Below are 20,336 nucleotides of genomic sequence, written 5' to 3'. Positions count from 1 at the left end.
AGCAAGCACTAGCAGTCAGCAAACCATGCGAGATGGACATCGACGCTCAGAAAGGAGTGCGCTCATGTATCAAGTACGACGGGTGACCATTGGCCAGACCGAGCAGCTTGATGACCTGGCGCGAGAATGTGGGCGCCTTTACTCGCAAACGGTGGTCTTCTTCTGGCGTACCGTGCGACACAAGGGGATATGGCTCAAACCCAAACACCTGATGCGCCTCTTCACTTCCAGGAAGCTGCATGCCCATACCTCTGATACCTGTGTGCAAGCCTTCTTTGCCTCGCTCAAAGCGTGGAGAGTACGCAAACAGGCCGGTGATCCGACTGTCAACCCCCCTCACAAACGCAAATGGTACTTCAGGATTGAGTACAAACGGTCGGCCATGAGCCTCAAAGAGGGCTCGCTGCGCTTATCCAACGGGAGCGGAGTGTCACATATTCAGCTAAGATACTATATATACCTGGGCTGCCTCGTTCTTCATAGGGGGCTTTTTGCCTGGTGCATTTGCTCTTGACATGATCGGGTTTGGCCGCTATACTCTCCCTACAGAGAAGCGGCGGGAACCGGATCTTTTCACGACTTCCTGGCCGGGATTGAAACTATGCATACGCTGAACCTACACCAACTCGCAACCTTTCAAGTCGTCGCGAAATATTGCAGTTTCGTGCGTGCAGCGGAGGAACTGCATTTCAGCCAGCCCGCCGTCTCCGCGCAGATTCGACACCTTGAAAAGACCCTGGGCGTCAAACTATTCGACCAGATTGGCCGCAAGACTCACCTTACACAGGCCGGGGAAGAACTCTATCTCTATAGCCAGAAAATATTTGCCGTGATTGACGAGACGCTGGAGATTATCGAGGCGCTGCGCAGCCCTTACTATGGCCGTTTAAGTGTGGGGGCCGATACAACGGTTGGTTCGTATGTTATACCGGGTTTGCTGGGAAAGTTCCGCCAGATTTACCCGCAAGTCGAAATATCCCTGGAGGTCCTGAACCGTGCCTCACTCGTTGAGGCGCTCATGAGTAACCGTGTGGATATCGCCGTTATGGGGACTGTGCCTGCCGACCTTCCCGTTGAGATTGAGCCTTTCGCATTCAATGAACTGGTGCTGGTTGCCGCTCCCTCGCACCGGCTGGCCGGGCGAAAGGAAGTGCCGATCGAGGAATTGGGACACGAACATTTCTTGCTGCGTGAATCTGGTTCGGGTACGCGAGCCGCGCTGGAAAGGGCTTTGCAAGAGGCCGATATTCCTTTACAGGTGAGCATGCAGGTTGGCAATAATAGCGCTATTAAGCAAGGTGTGGCGGCAGGCCTCGGTATCGCTCTGATTTCGCGCGTGGCTATTGATATGGAGTTGGAAACTCACCGCCTGACTATTCTCGACGTTGAGGGGTTCCCTATAGTCAGGCAATGGCGCATCGTACACTTAAAAGATAAGTATCTATCGGCCACGACCCGCGCTTTCAAGTCGTTCCTCTTGCAACACGCCGACCGCCGTTTGCGTAGAAAAGTGGTATGAGTAGGAAGGATCAATCCTATGGGCACACAGTTCGATGATGAAAGGCAGGCACTCATAGCCGAGGTGCGGCACTTCGTGAATCGCGAGGTGATTCCCAATGCTCATCGCCTGGAGCAGGCGGATGAATATCCTTTCGAGTTGATTGAGAAGCTCAAGGAATTGGGCATCTTTAGCGCCACTATTCCAGAAGCATATGGCGGTCTTGGCCTTGATTTTCTTACCTATGTCCAGATCATTGAAGAGCTATCTCGCGGTTGGATGAGTCTGGCTGGAATTGTGAATACCCACATCCTCGTTGCCTACATGATCGCGACCTTCGGTACCGAGGAGCAACGGCGTCGTTTCCTGCCGGTAATGGCCCGCGGCGAGAAACGAGGAGGAATCTGTATATCCGAGGCCAATGCGGGCAGCGATGTGCAGGCCATTACCATGACTGCCGAGCGCGAGAATGATGAGTACATTCTCAATGGCTCCAAACTGTGGGTCACGAATGGTGTCTATGGTAGCATTTTCGCGGTGCTGGCGCGAACGAATACCAGAGTTCAGCCTCCCCATCGTGGCATGAGCGTGTTCCTGGTCGAAAAAGGCGCGTCAGGTTTGAGTGTCAGCCGCACATTTGACAAGCTTGGTTACAAGGGTGTTGAAACCGCCGAACTGGTATTTCATGCAACGATTGTACCTGCCTCCAATCTGCTTGGTGGGGTTGAAGGTGAAGGTTTTAAGCAGGTGATGAGTGGCCTGGAAGTGGGACGCATCAATGTCGCGGCCCGCGCCATAGGGGTTGCGCAGGCCGCTTTCGACGACGCCATCAAATACGCGCAGCAGCGAATGACCTTTGGCAAGCCGATTGCGCAGCACCAGGCCATCCAGCTCAAACTGGCCGATATGGCAACCAGAATCGAGGCTGCCCGGCTGCTCTGTCACAAAGCAGCGCAGAAAAAAGATCGCGGCGAACGTTCCGACCTTGAAGCCGGTATGGCCAAACTCTTCGCCACCGAAACGTGCCAGGAAGTGACGCTGGAGGCCATGCGAATTTTTGGTGGCTTCGGTTATACCAAAGAGTTCAACGTCGAGCGTTATTACCGCGATGCGCCGTTTATGCTGGTTGGCGAAGGAACTAGCGAAATTCAGCGCCTGGTGATTGCGAGGCAGTTGCTGGAGAAATATAGATCATAGTTGACAGCAGAAAACAGGAGCTACCCCGAAATTTCTGTCGCATTTCAAGGCAGTTCCTGCTTCTATTTACACGGTCGTCATTACTTACTTTTCGATTTCGGGTAGTGCCTCTCTTACTTCGTGCTGATCCTTCCAATTATGTTCGTGTTGTGTTCAACGAACCAGAGATTATGAAGGTGGTCAGGGCCAGGTGTGATGCCGAGAGGCTGGCTATTGGCGGTGGGCACCGGGAACTCGGTAATTTGACCGCTGGGAGTGATGCGGCCGATATTGTTCCCTTGCAATTCCGTGAACCAGAGGTTGCCATCGGGACCAAGGGTAATATCGGCAGGTTGGCTGTTGGCGGTGGGCACCGGGAACTCGGTAATTTGACCGCTGGGAGTGATGCGGCCGATATTATTGCCGGTGTACTCAGTGAACCAGAGATTGCCATCCGGCCCGGCGGCGATGCTGTGGGGCATACTGCCAGGAGTAGGCACCGGGAACTCGGTAATTTGACCACTGGGAGTGATGCGACCGATATTGTTCCCCTGCCTTTCAACGAACCACAGGTTGCCATCGGGACCCGTTGTAATATCAAACGGAAGACTACCGGGTGTCGGGATCGGATACTCGGTTATTGTACCCTTGGGAGTGATTTTGCCGATATTATTGCCGGTGTACTCAGTGAACCAGAGGTTCCCGTCAGGTCCACTTGTAATGCTGTAGGGATTAGCGCCAGAGGTGGGTACCGGGTATTCAGTAACTTTGCCCTTGGGAGTAATCTTGGCAATGTTACTGACATTGTACTCGGTGAACCAGACATTCCCGTCGGGACCGGCGGTGATATCGACGGGTCCGCTGCTGGCCGTAGGGATCGGGTATTCGGTAAATGTACCCTTAGTGGACAATTTACCAATTTGATTGGCAGTGTACTCGTCGAACCAGAGACTGTGATCCGGCCCGCGCGTAATGTAGTACGGGAGACTGCCGGAAGTCGGGATGGAGTACTCCTTGATTTTGCCCGCTTTCGTTGGGCTGCTAGCAGCGGAAGCCGTAGCCGATGCAGTGAAACTGAAAAAAGCAACGAGGACGAACAGGTAACCGGTGATACGAACAAGTTTCATGGTAAATCCCCCTTTTACTTGACTGGAAAATACAACAAGTAACGTATGACGACCGGTATATATCAAACTTCCCTTATTGGGGAGTGATATAGGCGATTTTATTCCCGCGATCCTCGGCGAACCACAGATTGCCACCAGGCCCATTTGTAATGCCGAATGGTACACTCTTTGGAGTTGGAACAGGGAACTCGGTGATAGACCCGCTGGTAGTGATGCGAGCAACATTGTCTCCCATTGACTCCAGGAACCACAGATTGCCATCGGGGCCAGCGGTGATATCGAAAGGTCCACTATTCGTTGTTGGAATTGGGAACTCGGTGAATGTACCCGTTGGAGTCATGCGACCAACTTTATTCGCGAAGTACTCGGTAAACCAGAGATTGCCGTCGGGGCCGGTTGTGATGAAACGAAGCAAGCTGCCAGGAGTTGGAACTGCAAACTCGGTGATTGAACCACTGAGGGTGATGCGTCCGATCTTATTGGCGCTGGACTCGGTAAACCAGAGGTTGCCATCGGGACCGGTTCTGATGCTGAAAGGCCCGCTATTGGGAGTCGGAACGGTAAACTCAGTGATGGAGCCGCTGGTGGTGATGCGTCCAATCTTATTGGTGTAGTTCTCTGTGAACCAGAGGTTACCATCGGGACCAGGAGTAATATTAAGAGGACCGCTGTTCGCAGTAGGAGTTGGGTACTCAGTGATTTTGCCCTGGAGCGTGATGCGACCTATCTTACTTCCGACCTGTTCGGTAAACCAGAGATTGTCGTCGGAACCGACTGCAATGCCGTAAGGTTCGCTCTTTTTCGTGGGAATATTGAATGCCTTGTATTGGCCGGTAGGGGTCATCCGTCCGATTTTGTCGGTGTAGAAGTCCGTAAACCACAGATTCCCATCGGGGCCGGTTACAATAATATATGGCCTGTTACTCCCCCACTTTTTGCTGAATGGGAGCTGGAACTCTTTAATCTTGCCCACCTTTGCCTGAGCAATTGGTGCAGCAGTAGAGAGGGTGACTACGAACAAAGGCAGGAGCAAGAAGAGCAGTGAACGCGCGAAACGAGAAATTCTCATGAAATATCCCCCTTCTTTTGGAATTGAATGGAATGAGCTAGCACTACCGGGCAATGTAGCTCATCTGCTTTTTCATGGCTTACACCTATAGTGGCACCGGATAGGCAACGCAAAAAGATTGTTGTTTACCCCTACTTTAATTCTAAGTGATATATTTGGTAATGTCAACGGATTGCAATCTAGAAATGAGGAGACGCAACATGCAGTTTGGTCGAACGTTTGAAGAGTTTGAAATTGGTGCGGTCTACAAACATTGGCCAGGCCGCACCATCACCGAATACGATGATACGCTGTTCAGCATGCTGACTATGAATCACAATCCCTTGCATATCGACGCGAATTACTGTGAGGATACCGAGTTCAAGCAGCGCCTGGTGGTTGGCCCGCTCATCTTCAGTATAGCACTTGGCATGAGCGTACCTGATGTTAGCGGAAAGGCGATTGCCAATCTGGAGTTCGAAAATGTGAGGCACCTGGGGCCTACGTTTCATGGCGACACCATTTACGCGGAGACGAAAGTGCTCGACAAAAGGCTCTCCAACTCTAAGCCGGACCGTGGTATTGTCACGGTTGAAACGATTGCGTATAATCAGCAGGGTGTAACCGTCCTCTCGTTCAAACGGCGCGTGATGGTTCCTACGAAGGCCCTGGATGAGGCGCGCCAGCGAGCATGGGAAGAGAAGATGGCAAAAGCTCGTGGAACATTAGAAAGTGAGTAAACTCGTGGATACAGAGAAATTGCGTGAACAATTGGAAGTTGTAGAAACTCATCTCCTTGCCACCTATGAGTTGCTACAAACGCTCATCTCCACCAATTCCATATATCCTATTTATATGAAGGAAGGTAAGAGTAGTAGAAAAGAGCTGAGAGAAGCGATAAATGCTCTCACAGAGATGAAGAAGGATCTGGGGCTACCTTCTGACGAAACTGAAATATCAACTTCTGAAACTGAAACATCAGCTTCGTCAGAAAATGAGCCAGCAAATACCCTTGAAGCGCAGGTAACCCCCGATGTGGAAACATTACGCGAACACCTGAGTGATGTAGATGCTTCTGTCCTCACTGCGATGGAGAACATACATATAATAAACACAGCCAACGCGATTTATCCCATTCACATAAATGATGGGATAGAATGTGAAACAGAACTGGCTGCGACGATGAACGCTCTCTTAGGATTGAAGAGTGCGCTGGAACAGTACGCGGTTGCGGAACGAGTTAAGGCAGAAGAGCAGCTACCGCACAAAGAGATTCAGTGCGATAGCTCGGTCAGACTACAAGTACAATGGCGATGTCCTTTGTGCCAGGCGGAACTGACTACCACTCTGGCTATTAATATAGCTGAAGCAGAGCCTGAGCTTGTGGCTAAACCCCATTATAGTAATCCTGCCGAGGCGCAAGAATGCCAGGCGGCACTCTTTTACGTTAGCTATCGCCATCCAGAGCTAAAAGTGGTGGCAAGTATTCCCGAGGAATCATGAGAGAGCTAACAATGATCGGATTTGATTGCCCTGAGCGCAGCGTTGCTATTACGCTTTCAGGAATCATGAAGAGAGATAAAGGGTTGTGTCGAATATGAGCAGCGGCAATATCATTCCACCGAAAGCGCAGATGGTGATGGCGCGAGACTTCGTGGTGCGGCGTTCCGAACTGACCGTGCCAGGGCATAGCCTCAAAATGATGACAAAGGCAGCAGCTTCCAATGCCGACCAGGTTATGTTCGATCTGGAGGATGCCTGTGCCGTGTCGCAGAAGGTCGAGGCACGAAAAACCGTCGTGGAGGCGTTCAATACGCTCGACTTCGGCGGCAAGATACGAGCTTTTCGCCCCAATAATATTCGCACCAGGTTCTTCTATCGCGATCTGATCGAGGTGATCGAGGCTGCAGGACTCAACATCGACGTGGTCGTCATTCCCAAATGTTATGGACCTGAGGACATTCTGTTCGTTGATCGCTTTTTAACGCAAATCGAAGAGAACATGGGCTTCGAGATTGGCCGCATTCGGCTCGAAGTTTTGATAGAGTCTGCCGATGCGGTGCTGCACGCCGAGCAGATTGCCAAATGTACACCGCGTATGGGAGGCCTAATTTTTGGGCTGGTCGATTTCGCGGGCGATATCGGCGCGCAGGAATTGGGGAGCGAACAATTCTTCTACTATAACTATGCCAAGGCCAAATGCATCACGGCGGCTCGAGCGGCAGGCATTACGGTGGTTGACGGCGTGACGCTGGCGATTCGCGACAACGAGGCCTGCAAGCGCGATTCCCAGATGGCGGCACGTATGGGCTTCGACGGCAAATGGGCCATTCACCCGGCCCAAATTGACATCATTAACGAGACCTTTACGCCAACTGCCGAGGAGATCGCGAAGGCAAAGCATATTACTGAGGAATACGAGAAGGCCGATGTGCAGGGTGGGCTGGGCGCGATTGTGATTGATGACCAGATGATCGATGCCGCGGTGCTGCGGGTGGAGTGGAGAAAGCTGGCGATTGCGCAGAAAGCCGGGTTGGTCTAAGATGCGGTAAAAAAGCGATCAGGTATTTGTCCTGGCCGCTTTTTTACCGCATCGATCTCTTGCTATGTTTAGCTGAACGAATAGAGATTGTCATCAAGCGAGCCAACGTACACTACGCCATTGGCTACAGCCGGTGAAGAGGATATACCGCTTCCTGCCGTGTAGCTCCATAGAAATGCTCCTGATATGGCATTGAGGGCGTAGAGATTGCTGTCCTGCGAACCAACATAAATGACGCCGTTGGCTATAGCTGGAGTGGAGTAGATGGAGCCTTTCGTAGCGTAATTCCACTTCAATGATCCATTCGATGCATCAAGCGCGTACAAGTTGCTATCAAATGCGCCAAAATAGATCAAGTCGTAGCCTACGGCGATATTAGATGTGATTGCGCTTGATGAGCTGTAACTCCATAGAAGCGTTCCGTTCTTAGCATTCAGAGCATCCAGTGTATTGTTGCCGATTGCAGCATAGACAATGCCATTCGACACTGTGGCAGTGGACGCGTTTGCAGCGTTAAAATTCGTTCGCCATAGCAATTTGCCCGTCTTCGCATTGAGTGCAAAAACGTCGGTTGATGTGGCATAAACGATACCATTGGCGACGCTCGGTGAACTTTGCATATTGGGTCCAATAGCATAGCTCCATGTCAGTGTGCCCATTGTAGCATTAATAGCATATAAATTGCCGTCGTGCGAAGTGATGTAGACCATGCCTTTCACCACAACAGGCGAAGCGAAAATAAGGTCTCCGGTAGTGAAGCTCCATATTTTTGCGCCGGTGATCGCATTGAGGGCATAGAGATTGCGGTCGTGCGAGCCTATATAGACAATGCCATTGGCTACGGCCGGTGAAGCTGTGATGAGATCACCGGTGGTGAAACTCCATTTGAGAGCACCTGTCTGTGCATCCACAGCATAGAACTTGTCGTCTCGTGAGCCGAAATAAACGATGCCATTGACGACAGCCGGAGAAGAACCAACACCTGCGCCTGTCTTGTACTTCCAGGCAAGTGTTAATCCTGATACATTCGAGGTGTTGAGGACGTTCTCATAAGGGTTAAAATGGGTGCGCTGCGTATCGAAGCCAAACATTGACCAGTTTGTCTGCACCAGGAAGATTGCTGAAGCTGAAAGTCCGCTCGACTGACCGGTAGCCTGCACGGTATGATTTCCTGGCAGGACTGAAGCCGGGATTGTTGCATGCTGTGAGAACGAGCCGGCATTATTCGTCATGGCCGTTGCCAGGGGGTTGGAGTCAAAGGTGATCAGCACCTGCTCATTTTTGCCGAAGTGCTTGCCGCTCACTTTTATCCGTGTCGTTGGAGGTCCCGCATTGGGATTGAGTTTGATGCTCGCGCTAGCAGCATGAACGAGGCCTGCATTATGAAAGAACGAAACGCTGCTCACACTGCAAATCAACAGCAGTATCAGCAGCAGTAACGATTTATAGCTGGAAGATAAGCACATTCACTTGTTCTCACTTTCCAATGCATGATCTGTCCTGGATGAAACGCTCCCAATAACGGATTGTCTCATATCAACCCATCGATAGAACAGTGAGGGCTGGTTAAGAATCGGTTGAGATCAGGTTTTTCAATTGTTTGCATCTCCATATTGCGATCATATACAATGATTTTCACAGCTTGATTAAAATTGTGCCATGAGTTGCGACGAAAGGAAAGGTGCATCTTGACTTCAAAGAAGAGGATTGTCATGGGGATGTGTACCTCACTTTGTGTGGCTATAACTCTGATGCTGGGAACTATCGTGCCCGGCTTCTTTTTCAGCTCTGGTACGCATGCGGCAGGTATGCCAATGCAACCATTTCCTGCCCGGTCCGTATCTTATCAACCGCAAAGCCATATTACTCTCGTACAAGAAGCCGGTTCGCAGCTGCCGACCTGGACATCATCATTCGACTACAATGGGAACACATATCCCTATACGATGATCGGTACCGATCCCTCGCAAGGTTCCGCTACCACAACGGTTCCCGTAACCATCATCCCGCTGAAGATTGTTTTCTCTGACGGCACAACCTTTGATGGTTCGCAGCAAGTCACGAACGTGCTGAATTCGCCCCTTTTCCAGCCCGCCAGTTTTTCGAGCGGCACTACACAGTTTGGAGATGCCATGCAGCGCGCCGAGTTCTGGAAAATTGTCTCGAAGACCAGCCCGGATTATCATGTCCTGCTGACTACACCAACAATTGCTCCTGTCGTAACTATCCATGTACCAGCTACCGATGGCTCGGTTCGTGTCACCGCAAATGGCGTGGTAGTTGGCACAGTCTATTTCGGCTGGTTTAATAGCAAACTTGAGGGACTGCTTGGCTCGGACGGCATCGCGCCCAACATGTTGCCTTTCTTCCTGTCCTACAATGTCTTCACCTTCTTTGATAGGGGAGGTAGCGCCTGCTGCCTGGCGGGTTTTCACCAGGTGATTTATTCCAATCTCCAGACATTTATCTGGGGTTCGTATCTCTCTCCCGGTGTATATCCAGGAATGCAGGATATCAACTTTTTGAGCCATGAAGTTGCCGAATGGATGAACGATCCTTTTGACAATAATGTTGTACCGTCCTATAAATTACCTTTTAATCCACAGGGGACATGCCAGAGTTTGCTAGAGGTAGGTGATCCTTTGATCGGTATAGCTTATGAAGTGGAAGTTGGCGGCACTGTTTATCACCCGCAGGATATTACGTTCCTCTCCTGGTTTGCGCGCCAGGCGCCGTCAGAAGGCATCCATGGGCGGTATACCTATAGAGGTACATTCAAAAGTTATGCGCCGACATGTCCGTAAAAAGCATAATTGCAGCAAGTAAAATTTAAAATTCCCATAGGGTAGCTTTTTTCTTCTAGCTGTGTTATCTTCCTTATAGGGAAAGAATGGGATTATTTAGTATACTTCAATCGTGCCAGGTTGTTTGCTTTCTACAAGAAAAGGAGCTTGTATCAACCATTACAAACAGATGATGGCTAAGTCGTTCAAATCGACCTATCAAGGCAATGTTAATCGGCTAAACAGCGGGCAGATTTCCGCAGCACCCTAGTCTGAAGACAAAGGAGATTCTCATGAAACAACGCCCCTGGTTTTCGTTCCCTTTCAGTTTCTTCGTTCTGTTAGTCGCTTTCGTTATATTCCCCCTTTCTGCCCATGCCCAAAGTACAGCAGTGCATGCTACTCATGCCGAACCTTTTGTTGTGGATTGTTCTTCTACTAATCCCCCGGGCCAATGTTTGAGATATCATGGTGGCCCTGTCATGTCAGGTACAGTGAGCGTCTACATCATTTACTGGCTACCATCAAGCTTTCCCAGTACCGTCGACCCATATTATATTTCCTTGATTGATCGGTACTATAGTGATGTCGGCGGCAATCAACTGTACAACCTGCTTTCCCAATATCCAGGATATACTGGTACTCCTGGCTCGGCGACATTCGCATCCTCTGATTCATGGGTGGATACCGCAGCATATCCCTTCTCATGTAGTCAACCGCCTTGTACGCTGTCTCAATCAGACATTGAAGGCGAGGTTAACCATGCTATTGCCACGAACGGTTGGTCCGCGGGTGGCTGGACCAACTATTTCGTCGTCTATACTGATCCAGGTGTGCAATCCTCAGTAGGTGGCTGCGGATACCACAACTATATAGCATCGTCCAATGACATTATCTACGGATACATTCCGTACCCTGATAGTCAGTATCTTCATAACTGTCTCTTGAAAGTTGAGAATAACCTTGTCAGCCCGAACGTGTGTCTATCATGCGATGATGCGATATCCTGGTCTGCACATGAGCAGTTTGAGGCTGCAACCGATCCTCTCACATACATCTCAAGTCAAGGCGCGTGGTATGCGCCTAACCAAACTCCTGAGATAGGTGATGAGTGCGAGGGTCAGTGGGGCAACCTCATGGACAATGACCAGGCGAATCAGCTCTGGAACAACCACTACTACATCATTCAAGAAATGTGGAGTAACAATCAAGGTGGTTGTTCGCAAGGAGAGTAGAGAGAGCTTCGGCTTGACCATATGACTGCTGAAGCTTTCTTGCTCAAGAGAAGCAGCGATTGCTTGCTGCGTTAGCTAGCTCTCCCTCTAGCAAGAAATCGCTGCTTCTTTCGTCGTCTCGGTAGTTTCAATCAGCTGGAGCAGCCTTAGAACTGCTCCTAAAGCATGATTATGCCGGCAAATCTTTACTAATTGCTTGCTACAAATCAGTCTATGGAACCCATAGAGATTGCTAAAAGGTTTTCACAAGCTAAGTAGATGCAATTCATCCGGGCAGAGCAATCGCATCTATATATGGCAAAACACACCCGAAGCAAAAGTCCTCCTTCTTACGGGAGAGCAAGCTGATAGATATTTGATTTGTTGGTACCTATATATACATCATTATTGAGAACAGCAATGCTTTCAGCACTTTCTCCATTGTGCTAAAGGTCTTTTTCTTTTGCATAGCGATATCTCCTTACAGGTTATTGTACCTTTGTCGAGTGGCTTTTCGAGTGGCTCGGCGTTTTTCGCTTCGCGTTACTTTGTCCACTGATGTCTACCATTGTTTGTGCTTTTCCGTCGGCTTTGCTGTCAGATTTGCTGTCAATTCTTTGCTCCTGACGGTCGGTTTTTAGTTCGTACTCTTTTAATGCCAGTTTATATTGCATGACTTCTCTTGCTCCTGACATCTCGACATTCAGTACGAAATCCTTTTTCTCTGTGACTGACGGTATCTGAGTAAAGCCAAGATTGCGTAAAAGTTTTATGCCATCGGGCTTTGTACTTCTAGCGGTGAAACTCTCAAAGATGATACCTCTTTTTCCCATATCAATCAAGGCGTCAATGAGTCCACCAACGAGGCGTGCACCATAGGTGCGTTTTTCTGCAAGGCTTATGCCAGAGAGAACGCCTATTGCTCCTCCATAGAGGTGTACCGGTATGCCTGGCTCGAATACCTGTAGCTCTTCGGGTTCGAGATTGACAGTGTGTTCTTCCTCTCGTAGGAGCTTTTCTATCTTCTCCGGTTTTAGCGGTAGTACGATTGCGTAGCCTACTACTTTGCCTTCATTTTTGACCACATAGCCGATGTCGGGATTTCTCTTCAACCATGCTAACTGTCTGTCAATATCTATGTGTCCTCCGAAGATTGCATCGCTAATTTTTGTGGTTTCAAGTACCTCCTCTCTGGTGGTCATTCTGGTAAAGATGGTGGGTCGGCTTTCTCTCGTGACAATAAAGACTTTGAGGTCGCGTGCCAGTCGGTTTACCTGATCGCGGCGGTATACTCCTTGCTTTTTTCCGGGTGGGATGATGCGTTGCAAAGCTCCGTTGTCTACATAGTTGTAGAGCATTCCGTCTGTGATACCAAGTATTTCTTTGACCTGAGCGGCTGTGTAGTAGTCCTTAGACTCCTTCAATGCCATGTGGGTTTATCCTCCTTTTTTGACAGTGTTAATATGTCTATTTTACACTAAGTTTCCCAACTTTGCAAATTTGGCCTATTTGACTTGACGAATTAAAAATTATCAGGTACAATATTATCAAGTTGTCCAAGTTATCCAAGTTTCCTATTTTGGCAATGGATATTACTGTATGAGGAGTTGGTTATGAGTTCGGCTTGTTCTTCGAGTAAGGGACATCTCATTCAAGCCAGTGTCGGAAGCAAAAAAGGCCATTTTGTGTGCATTCGCTGCTGGCAACGTTTTGTGTGTCCGGGCTGCCTACCGGGGTTAGAGCGATGGTTCGCCGTGTATTGGTGTCGCGAACATTCGTAGTGCGTTCTGTTGAGGTGCTAGCTCGTATGGTTCCAGCACACGAGCCAGCCATGAGAAACCAGTTAGCCGATTGGGTCGTACTGTCAGGCTCTCGCTCTCATCATATGAGCATCGAGCCTGACCTGTCAAACACACGGAAGGAACAACGGGAATGACGTACTTTGATGAGGCTCATGCACATGACGCTGACCTTGCTGTTTCGTTGATGGCACATGACCAATACTTTCGGGAATTGTGTTGGATGCCGACGCTTTCACGAGAGGAAGAAGCCCGTTTGGTTGCACTGCTCCAACAGGGAAGGGCTTCTGCTGCTTCATCTGTGGATGTTCAGGTAGCACGTGAAGCTCGTAGCCGTCTGGTCGAGGCGTATCAACGGGTGATTGCCAGTATTGCTGCTTCGTTCGCTCGTTCGAGTGCGAGTAATGACCGACTCGATTTTATCAATGAGGGTGTAATCGGATTGCTCCATTTTCTTGATCGCTTAGACACGTATGAAGCGTTGACGGGAGCCGCTTTTCACACGCTGGCACTGGCCTATATTCGTGGAGCGATGTACGATTTGTCCTATCATCGCGATGGCATGGTACGAGTCCCTGCTGAGGTGGTTGGTCAACTCAAACGGCTGGCACAGGCTGAGGAGAGGTTCTGTGACACACAGGAACGTGAACCGATGCCGTGTGAACTGGCGGCGGCTTTGCATCTCTCGGTTGAAAAGGTGCTGGAATTAGGTTCCTATCAACAGTATCGCTTTCTTGCCAGTTTTGAGGGTCATCTTGAGAAGGAGGGTGAGGAGGCGTGTGATGGTGTGCGTCTGCTGTATGCGTCTCTCGATGGGGGTATGGAAGGGACAACGGCGGTGATAGAGGTACTTTATGAGGCGATACACACGGTATTAACGGAGCAACAACGCAAGGTTTTGTACACCCGCTATGGATTTGATGAAGGGCCATCGGCGGTGCGGTCGTGGCGAGAGGTCGCTAAGATGCTTGGTCTGTCGAAGACGTGTGTCATGGAACATAACCGGTGTGCTCTTGGCCGGTTGATTGGGCGGCTCGAACAATCAGGTCTGTCTTCTCAGGAGGTGGCATAGTGGAGAGAGAAAAAGCAAGGGCCATGCAGCAGGATACTTTACGCCAGTGGGGGGCCGTGACTGATACCTCTTTGGTTCTCGGCCTTCCCTCCCGATGGGTCTTCTCCTGGTCTGTTTCATCGCTCAGTTTGGCATATTGGGTGGCTCGTGTGGATTGGATGGCTTCTGATGGTTGCTCGGTTGGAGAAACTCCTTGCACGCCACACGCCACACGCTCTCTGGTTCTCGTGACGGCTGATGGCGGGTCTGCGGCTCTGGCTGCGGGTGGCTCTCTTGTTGCCACAACGTGTACCGCTTCCACCGCCGACACTAAAAAAAATTCCCTGCACCAACGGGGCGGGGGCTGCTCCTGCCCGGTCGCACTGGCACTGATCGGGCGTCAAGCCACACCACACCTGTCCTTCAAAAAAGTGTCGGCGTGCTGTTCGGTTCCCCTGTGGCTGTTCGCGTGGACAACCAGCACAAAAAAAATGTACTTCAAAAAAAGCGGTGGGTTGCTGTCCTGCTGGCTCTTGGCTGTTCGCGTCGGGAGTCGAGCCACACAAAAAATATCCTTCAAAAAAGCGTGCCTAACGCACAGTTTTGAAAAACGTCGCGAGATGTTTCATAGGCGCAGTGCAAGTAAACCGCGCCCCTCTATCTACATCTCTGCTTGCTCGGTTTCGGGTTTCTTCTCGGAAATTGGTCGGGTTTGTTCTGTTTATCGGTTCGGGTTTTGAAAGAGTGGTGTGCTATGACGAAACAGAAACAGAGTTCCAGTTTTCAACCATTATTGTTGAGTATTCCAGAAGTGGCGGTATCGCTGCGGTTGAGTCGGGCGAAAGTGTACGAACTGATCGCTATGGAAGGTTTGCCTGTCGTGCATTTTGGGCGGTCGGTGCGGGTCTATCACGTCTCGCTTCGGGATTGGATAGAGCGGCGTATTGAGCGTGGGGCATAGGCTCCAGAAAGGATAAAAATAATGGCACGTCGTGGGCATGGTGAAGGTTCCATTTATCAACGGAAAGATGGGCGATGGGCTGCGGCTGTTACTTTAGAGAACCGTAAGAGGAAGACATTCTATGGTGAAACTCGTAGGGAAGTGCAAGAAAAGCTAAAATTAGCACTCTACGAACAGAAGCGCGGGGCTTTACTAACTGGGCCAGAACAGACATTAGGGACGTATCTAGAAAAGTGGATAGAGCAGGTGATTAGGTTAACGAAGAGTCCGAATACGTACAATGGGTATCGTTCGGCGGTAAAATGCCATTTGATACCTGCGCTTGGACATATTAAGCTTCAAAAGCTCACAGTAGAGCAGTTACAGGCTTTTTTTGCGAAAAAGCAGGGAATGTTAAAGCCTTCGATGCTTGGGTATATCCGTACTGTGTTGAGTAGTGCCTTGACCAATGCTGCACAGTGGGGATTAGTCGAACGCAATATAGCTAGTATGGTACAGCTTCCTAGTGCTGAGAGATACGAGGGGCAAGTATTGACAGAAGCTCAAGCGCGTAAACTTTTGGATGTGGCGCGTGGTTCTCGTCTGGATGCGTTGCTTTTGGTAGCTCTTACAACAGGGATGAGACGTGGCGAACTGGTTTCGCTTCATTGGAGTGATTTAGATAGTGAGACGGGGATACTACATGTGCGGCGCAATGTTGCGCGTATGGATGGCGTAGGAAATATTGAGAAAGAACCAAAGTCAAAAGCGGGTAGGCGTAAGATTGCGCTTGCTCCTGTTGTGTTAAAAGCGTTAGAAGAGCATCGGGAAAAGCAGGAACAGGCAAGGTTAAAAGCTGGTGAGAAGTGGCAAGAAAAAGGGCTTGTTTTCTGCAACACCGTTGGTAACTATCATGACGCTGACCATATGACCGTGCTTTTTAAGAAACTTTTGAAAAAGGCAGGTTTACCGGATGTGCGGTTTCATGATTTGCGTCATAGTGTGGCAACTATCTTGATTGTGGCAAAAGTTGACTTAAAGGTCGTGTCAGAATTGTTGGGCCATAGCTCGATAGCGATTACGGCGGATATCTATCAGAGCGTGCTACCTGAGCAGAGGCGGGAAGTCGTTGAAAGAATGGAGAATATCTTTAAGCGTCCTTAAAATATAGTTCGACTAAGTCCCATAAAGTATAGTTACATCGAAATGTTTGGTTGCTTGTTGACTTATTATGTTATATTTAAATTGAGGAGGATGAACTTAGGAATTTAGTAACTACTCAGGTAGTCTGAAATGAAGGAAGGACAGGATGACCGCGCAACGTGGCCTCCAAAGCAGAAAGCAGATCCACGCCCTGCTTGCGCAACGTCGACAAATAACCGCGGATGCGACAAAAGGCCGTCGCTCCCGCTTCGCTGCGGAAAGAGCCAGAGACCTTTTGCTGGACTTTGACCATGCGCACATCGCGCTCCGCCTGGTTATTGTCAAAAGGCACGACGAGGCGGTGCAGGAAGGCCAGCACGGCCTCCTGGTCCTCGAGCAAGCGGTCCAGCAAGTTGCGCGCCGCACTCTGTTTCACCCGTCCTTTTTTGCCGGGGGGAGCCTGAGCGGTGGGGGTCGTCGCGTCAGCGTGTGCCAGCAGAGCCACGAACTGGGCTTGCCAGTCCTCTACCTCCAGGGGATGCAACGTGGCCAGACCGAGCTTTCGTGCTTCATCAGTCGCCTCTTTCATATCCAGCAACAAGGTTTTGAGCTCTGCTGCCCACTGCAGGCCCTGTTCTTCTGCCAGGAACGTCAGCTCGCGCAACAGATGCACCAGACAGAGGGCGTGCGCACAGGCATACAGGAAGTACGAGCGCCAGCCATCATGGACCGATGTGCCCCCAAAACGGGGCAAGATGCCGATGGCATCCAAGGCGTCTTTGCCTCGCTTGGGGTGAACCGCGTAGTGGGTGAGCTGCGCTGTAGAGGCCACATGCATCCAGTAGCGCATGCCTTTCACGTAGAGACCCGTTTCATCTTGATGGAGCACCTCGGCTTTCACCAAAGCTTCCTTGGTGGCTTGCTCGACTTCTTTCAGGTTCTGGGCGCAGCGCTCGATCAGACTAGCCAGCGTGCCCTCACTGATCTGGACCCCGAGCAGGTCCGCGAGTACTTCACAGGCTCGGCCCCAGGGCAAGAGTTGCTGCTGCACCAGGTAGACAGCAGTGGCCCCCAGACGCATGCCGTACTGGAGCGGGGCTTCTACCCCCGCTGGGAAGGCGGCGGCGGTGATTTGTTGGCAGCAAGGACACTGTTTGCGCTCCGCTTGATGCTCTTGCACGAGCAGGCGGGGCGCTGGCACATCCACCACTTGGCGACGTTCGATTTGCAGGGGCTTCACCCCTTGCAGATCGTATTGGCAGTGGTCACAGCAGGTGACCGCATGCACAATCACCTCATCAGGGCAGGCATGCCACGCCAGCGTCGCGCCTGGGTGACCCTCCTGTCCGCCCGCTTTCTTCCCGCTCTTCTTGCGCAGACTCTTGGGCTGTCGCACAAAGCGGTCCGAGGACGGCGGCAAGTGACTGTTGTGACTATCTTTGGCCAGCCGCTCTTCCAGCGCTTGCACCCGTTGCTGCAAGTGAGCGATCAGTTCATCTCGTTGGGCCAGTCGCTCATGCAAGTCTTTATTCTCTTGTCGAAGCTGAAGCAGTTCTTCTTCTGGCGTCATGCCCTTACTCTACAGGATGTTGAACTCTTTGGCAAATCTCTAGGACACCTGAGTAGTTACTATTCGTTTAATCCAACAGAAGTAATGAAAACAGAGGCAGTCGGGGGATGGCCTTCTGGCAGCAACGCAGATTTGTACATTGGCATATTCTTATGCATTTGCCCGTGTAGATTCCTCTTTACGGCAAAAGTTGATACATTGGCTTGCAGCACTGCGCGCTTGATCATCCTTTCTAAAATGCCTCACCTATTTTGAGAGGAAGCCTGGACATGCAGAGATTACAAACGCGGAAGGATGGCCTGCGTATCCAAAGACGATACGTGCTGCACGCGTTCATGGCAGCAGGAATATTAGCACTGCTATTCGCAACATTTGGCAGTGGTATTGCCGCTCATGCCGCATCTATCAGCTCGCCACAATCAAAATCGGCGGGCGACTGGACTACATACCTGTATGACAAGAATCACAGTGGCTATAACAGCGCGGAGAAGATTATCAATCCCGGTTCGGCAAAGAATCTCAAGCAGCACTGGATGATTGCAGGAACCAGTACTATCTCAACACAGCCGGTTGTGGCCAATGGTCTGATCTATTGGGGATCATGGGATGGCAACGAGCACGCGACAAATCTGGATGGCAGTCAGGCCTGGACGACCTTTATCGGCAAAACGACCGATCCAAGTTGTGGGGGCGGTACGTTAGGCGTATTGAGCACAGGAACAGTAGTCAAGGTGAAAAGCCATGGGAAAACGACGAACATGCTGCTGGTAGGCGGGGGCGATGCGCAATTCTACGCCCTTAACGCCAGGACGGGCGCGATCCTGTGGAAGACACGCCTGGGGACATCGCCCGATAATATCATCTGGGCCTCACCAGTGTATTACCAGGGCAGCATTTATATCGGACTTGCATCTTTTGGCGATTGCCCGCTGGTGCAGGGCAAGGTTTTTCAGCTGAAGGCCAGCGATGGTACTATCGAGAATACCTTTAATGTCGTGCCCAATGGTTGTACCGGCGCGGGTGTATGGGGCAGCGTAACGATTGACACCAGTGATAATTCGCTTTACTTTGCCACCGGCAATGGCAACGTCTGCGGGCAATCAGAACCATACGCCGTGGCTATCGTCAAACTGAAAGCCTCTGATCTATCAGTCGTCAGTTCCTGGCAGGTTCCGCAGAACCAGCAGGTGAACGACAGCGACTTTGGCTCTACTCCCACCCTCTTCACGGCCACTATCAACGGCTCTTTGCATAAGCTCGTAGGCGTTGGCAACAAAAATGGCATCTATTATGCCTTCGACCGCACGAACCTGAGCCAGGGTCCCATCTGGGAAGACCAGGTTGCCATTGGTGGCTCCGGGCCTGAGAGTGGCCAGGGAACGATTTCGCCCAGTGCCTGGGATGGCAAGACGCTTTATGTTGGCGGCGGTAACACGACTATCAAGGGACAGAATTGCCAGGGGGGATTGCGGGCCGTCAATCCGGCGACGGGAGCCTACATCTGGGAAAACTGCCTGACCGATGGACCCGCTATCGGCGCTGTTACCGTTGTTCCCGGTGTCGTCGCGATTGGAGAAGGCACCGCTATTGATCTGGTAGCCGCGGCAGATGGCAGCAATCTCTTCAAAACCTGGGACAAGAGCGGTAATTCCAAGTACTATGGAGCGGCTTCGATTTCAAACGGCGTGTTGTATATTGGCAATAAGGATGGTAATTTCTATGCCTATGGGACGTAGAGCCAGGTGAGCGCGGTGAGATAAAAAGACTCGCTCGCATGAGATTCTTCGCTTCGCTCAGAATGACATGCGAGCGAGTCTTTTTCATGGCAAACCATTCAATTTGATCAAAGGGCACCTTTATGGAGCATGTTGCCATCATGAGAAAATCCTGGGGCTTCATTCCCAGGATCGCGTCCGGCGAAAAGATCATCGAATCGCGCTGGTACAGGGCCAGATATGCTCCATGGGGGCGCATTGAACCGGGAGAGAACGTCTACTTCAAGAACGCCGGTGAGCCGGTTACACTGGTGGCAGAGGTCGAAAAGGTGCGCTATTTTTCCGATCTTACGCCCGGAAAAGTGTCGCAGATTCTAGAAACCTATGCAAAGGATGCCGGCATTGAGGAGCAGAACATCCCGCAGTTCTTTGAACGCTTCAAACAGAAACGCTACTGCATGTTGATCTACCTGAAAAATGCGCGCCGTGTAGAGCCATTTGAGATCAATAAACAAGGGTTTGGAGCGATGGCGGCATGGATTTGCGTGGAGAACGTACACACCATTAAATTGTAGGGACAGCGACAAGTCGCTGTCCAGGCCGGGGCGAGGACAGGGCCAATCAATCGGCGATGGGCGCGATGACGCGGTTTAACAAATGATGGTGGGAATCCCACCAGGGGTCGATCAATCGGCGATGGGCGCGATGAATCGGCCCCTACGGGACAAGG

At 50.8% G+C, this 20,336-nt stretch carries 18 protein-coding genes; 13 read left to right on the top strand and 5 right to left on the bottom strand.

Translation table 11 applies throughout. The annotated features are described in order from the left end of the window. Window positions 1-64 precede the first annotated feature (64 nt). From VFA09_08670 to VFA09_08660, 3 genes are all read left to right on the top strand, one after another. Complete coding sequence (locus VFA09_08670) at window positions 65-514, top strand: hypothetical protein (GenBank protein ID HZU67338.1); 450 nt, start codon at window positions 65-67, stop codon at window positions 512-514. An 87-nt stretch (window positions 515-601) separates the two neighbouring features. Beyond that, the gene (locus tag VFA09_08665) at window positions 602-1,519 is read left to right on the top strand and encodes a LysR family transcriptional regulator (GenBank protein HZU67337.1); all 918 of its coding nucleotides are present in this window, start codon (window positions 602-604) and stop codon (window positions 1,517-1,519) included. Window positions 1,520-1,537: 18 nt separating this feature from the next. Continuing rightward, on the top strand, window positions 1,538-2,695 hold the full coding sequence (locus VFA09_08660) for an acyl-CoA dehydrogenase family protein (GenBank protein HZU67336.1): 1,158 nt from the start codon (window positions 1,538-1,540) through the stop codon (window positions 2,693-2,695). Between the two features lie 113 nt (window positions 2,696-2,808). On the opposite strand, the gene VFA09_08655 is transcribed toward VFA09_08660, so the two are convergent. Together VFA09_08655 and VFA09_08650 are read right to left on the bottom strand one after the other, a co-directional pair. Further along, window positions 2,809-3,801, bottom strand: a complete 993-nt coding sequence (locus VFA09_08655; protein ID HZU67335.1) for a Virginiamycin B lyase — start codon at window positions 3,799-3,801, stop codon at window positions 2,809-2,811. A gap of 73 nt (window positions 3,802-3,874) precedes the next feature. After that, window positions 3,875-4,870, bottom strand: coding sequence for a Virginiamycin B lyase (locus VFA09_08650; GenBank protein ID HZU67334.1), 996 nt, complete (start codon window positions 4,868-4,870; stop codon window positions 3,875-3,877). Window positions 4,871-5,070: 200 nt separating this feature from the next. Here VFA09_08650 and VFA09_08645 point away from each other — a divergent pair, with 200 nt between their 5' ends. From VFA09_08645 to VFA09_08635, 3 genes are all read left to right on the top strand, one after another. Continuing rightward, the gene (locus VFA09_08645; protein HZU67333.1) at window positions 5,071-5,589 is read left to right on the top strand and encodes a MaoC family dehydratase; all 519 of its coding nucleotides are present in this window, start codon (window positions 5,071-5,073) and stop codon (window positions 5,587-5,589) included. Further along, window positions 5,582-6,352 carry a hypothetical protein gene (locus VFA09_08640; GenBank protein ID HZU67332.1) on the top strand — a complete coding sequence of 257 codons (771 nt, stop codon included), beginning with the start codon at window positions 5,582-5,584 and terminating at the stop codon, window positions 6,350-6,352. Before VFA09_08645 ends, VFA09_08640 begins: the two co-directional genes overlap by 8 nt. 94 nt (window positions 6,353-6,446) lie before the next feature. Next, complete coding sequence (locus tag VFA09_08635; protein ID HZU67331.1) at window positions 6,447-7,391, top strand: CoA ester lyase; 945 nt, start codon at window positions 6,447-6,449, stop codon at window positions 7,389-7,391. 68 nt (window positions 7,392-7,459) lie between these two features. Here the strand turns inward: VFA09_08635 and VFA09_08630 are convergent, their stop codons facing one another. Next, window positions 7,460-8,857 carry a PQQ-binding-like beta-propeller repeat protein gene (locus VFA09_08630; GenBank protein ID HZU67330.1) on the bottom strand — a complete coding sequence of 466 codons (1,398 nt, stop codon included), beginning with the start codon at window positions 8,855-8,857 and terminating at the stop codon, window positions 7,460-7,462. A gap of 252 nt (window positions 8,858-9,109) precedes the next feature. Here VFA09_08630 and VFA09_08625 point away from each other — a divergent pair, with 252 nt between their 5' ends. Both VFA09_08625 and VFA09_08620 read left to right on the top strand, forming a co-directional pair. Continuing rightward, entirely contained in the window at window positions 9,110-10,195 is a 1,086-nt protein-coding gene (locus VFA09_08625; protein ID HZU67329.1) for a hypothetical protein, read from the top strand. Between the two features lie 272 nt (window positions 10,196-10,467). Then, window positions 10,468-11,409, top strand: coding sequence for a hypothetical protein (locus VFA09_08620; protein HZU67328.1), 942 nt, complete (start codon window positions 10,468-10,470; stop codon window positions 11,407-11,409). A 467-nt stretch (window positions 11,410-11,876) separates the two neighbouring features. Here the strand turns inward: VFA09_08620 and VFA09_08615 are convergent, their stop codons facing one another. Next, a complete protein-coding gene (locus VFA09_08615) occupies window positions 11,877-12,818 on the bottom strand; it encodes a hypothetical protein (protein HZU67327.1) in 942 nt (313 codons plus the stop codon). Between the two features lie 625 nt (window positions 12,819-13,443). Here VFA09_08615 and VFA09_08610 point away from each other — a divergent pair. The 3 genes from VFA09_08610 (at window position 13,444) to VFA09_08600 (ending at window position 16,342) form a co-directional block, all read left to right on the top strand. After that, the gene (locus VFA09_08610; protein ID HZU67326.1) at window positions 13,444-14,259 is read left to right on the top strand and encodes a sigma-70 family RNA polymerase sigma factor; all 816 of its coding nucleotides are present in this window, start codon (window positions 13,444-13,446) and stop codon (window positions 14,257-14,259) included. 733 nt (window positions 14,260-14,992) lie between these two features. Then, window positions 14,993-15,199 carry a helix-turn-helix domain-containing protein gene (locus tag VFA09_08605; protein ID HZU67325.1) on the top strand — a complete coding sequence of 69 codons (207 nt, stop codon included), beginning with the start codon at window positions 14,993-14,995 and terminating at the stop codon, window positions 15,197-15,199. A 21-nt stretch (window positions 15,200-15,220) separates the two neighbouring features. Beyond that, window positions 15,221-16,342, top strand: a complete 1,122-nt coding sequence (locus VFA09_08600; GenBank protein ID HZU67324.1) for a tyrosine-type recombinase/integrase — start codon at window positions 15,221-15,223, stop codon at window positions 16,340-16,342. A gap of 115 nt (window positions 16,343-16,457) precedes the next feature. Here the strand turns inward: VFA09_08600 and VFA09_08595 are convergent, their stop codons facing one another. Then, window positions 16,458-17,891: an IS66 family transposase gene (locus tag VFA09_08595; GenBank protein ID HZU67323.1), complete on the bottom strand. Its 1,434-nt coding sequence runs from the start codon at window positions 17,889-17,891 to the stop codon at window positions 16,458-16,460. Between the two features lie 269 nt (window positions 17,892-18,160). Between VFA09_08595 and VFA09_08590 the strand changes: the two genes are divergently transcribed. Both VFA09_08590 and VFA09_08585 read left to right on the top strand, forming a co-directional pair. Beyond that, entirely contained in the window at window positions 18,161-19,627 is a 1,467-nt protein-coding gene (locus tag VFA09_08590) for a hypothetical protein (protein HZU67322.1), read from the top strand. 140 nt (window positions 19,628-19,767) lie between these two features. Continuing rightward, window positions 19,768-20,181: a hypothetical protein gene (locus VFA09_08585; protein ID HZU67321.1), complete on the top strand. Its 414-nt coding sequence runs from the start codon at window positions 19,768-19,770 to the stop codon at window positions 20,179-20,181. The last annotated feature ends 155 nt before the right edge of the window (window positions 20,182-20,336 follow it).

Source organism: Ktedonobacteraceae bacterium, assembly GCA_035653615.1.
Taxonomy (GTDB): domain Bacteria; phylum Chloroflexota; class Ktedonobacteria; order Ktedonobacterales; family Ktedonobacteraceae; genus DASRBN01.
Note: the sequence above shows the minus strand (reverse complement) of the source record. Positions and strands in the feature narration are given on the sequence as shown.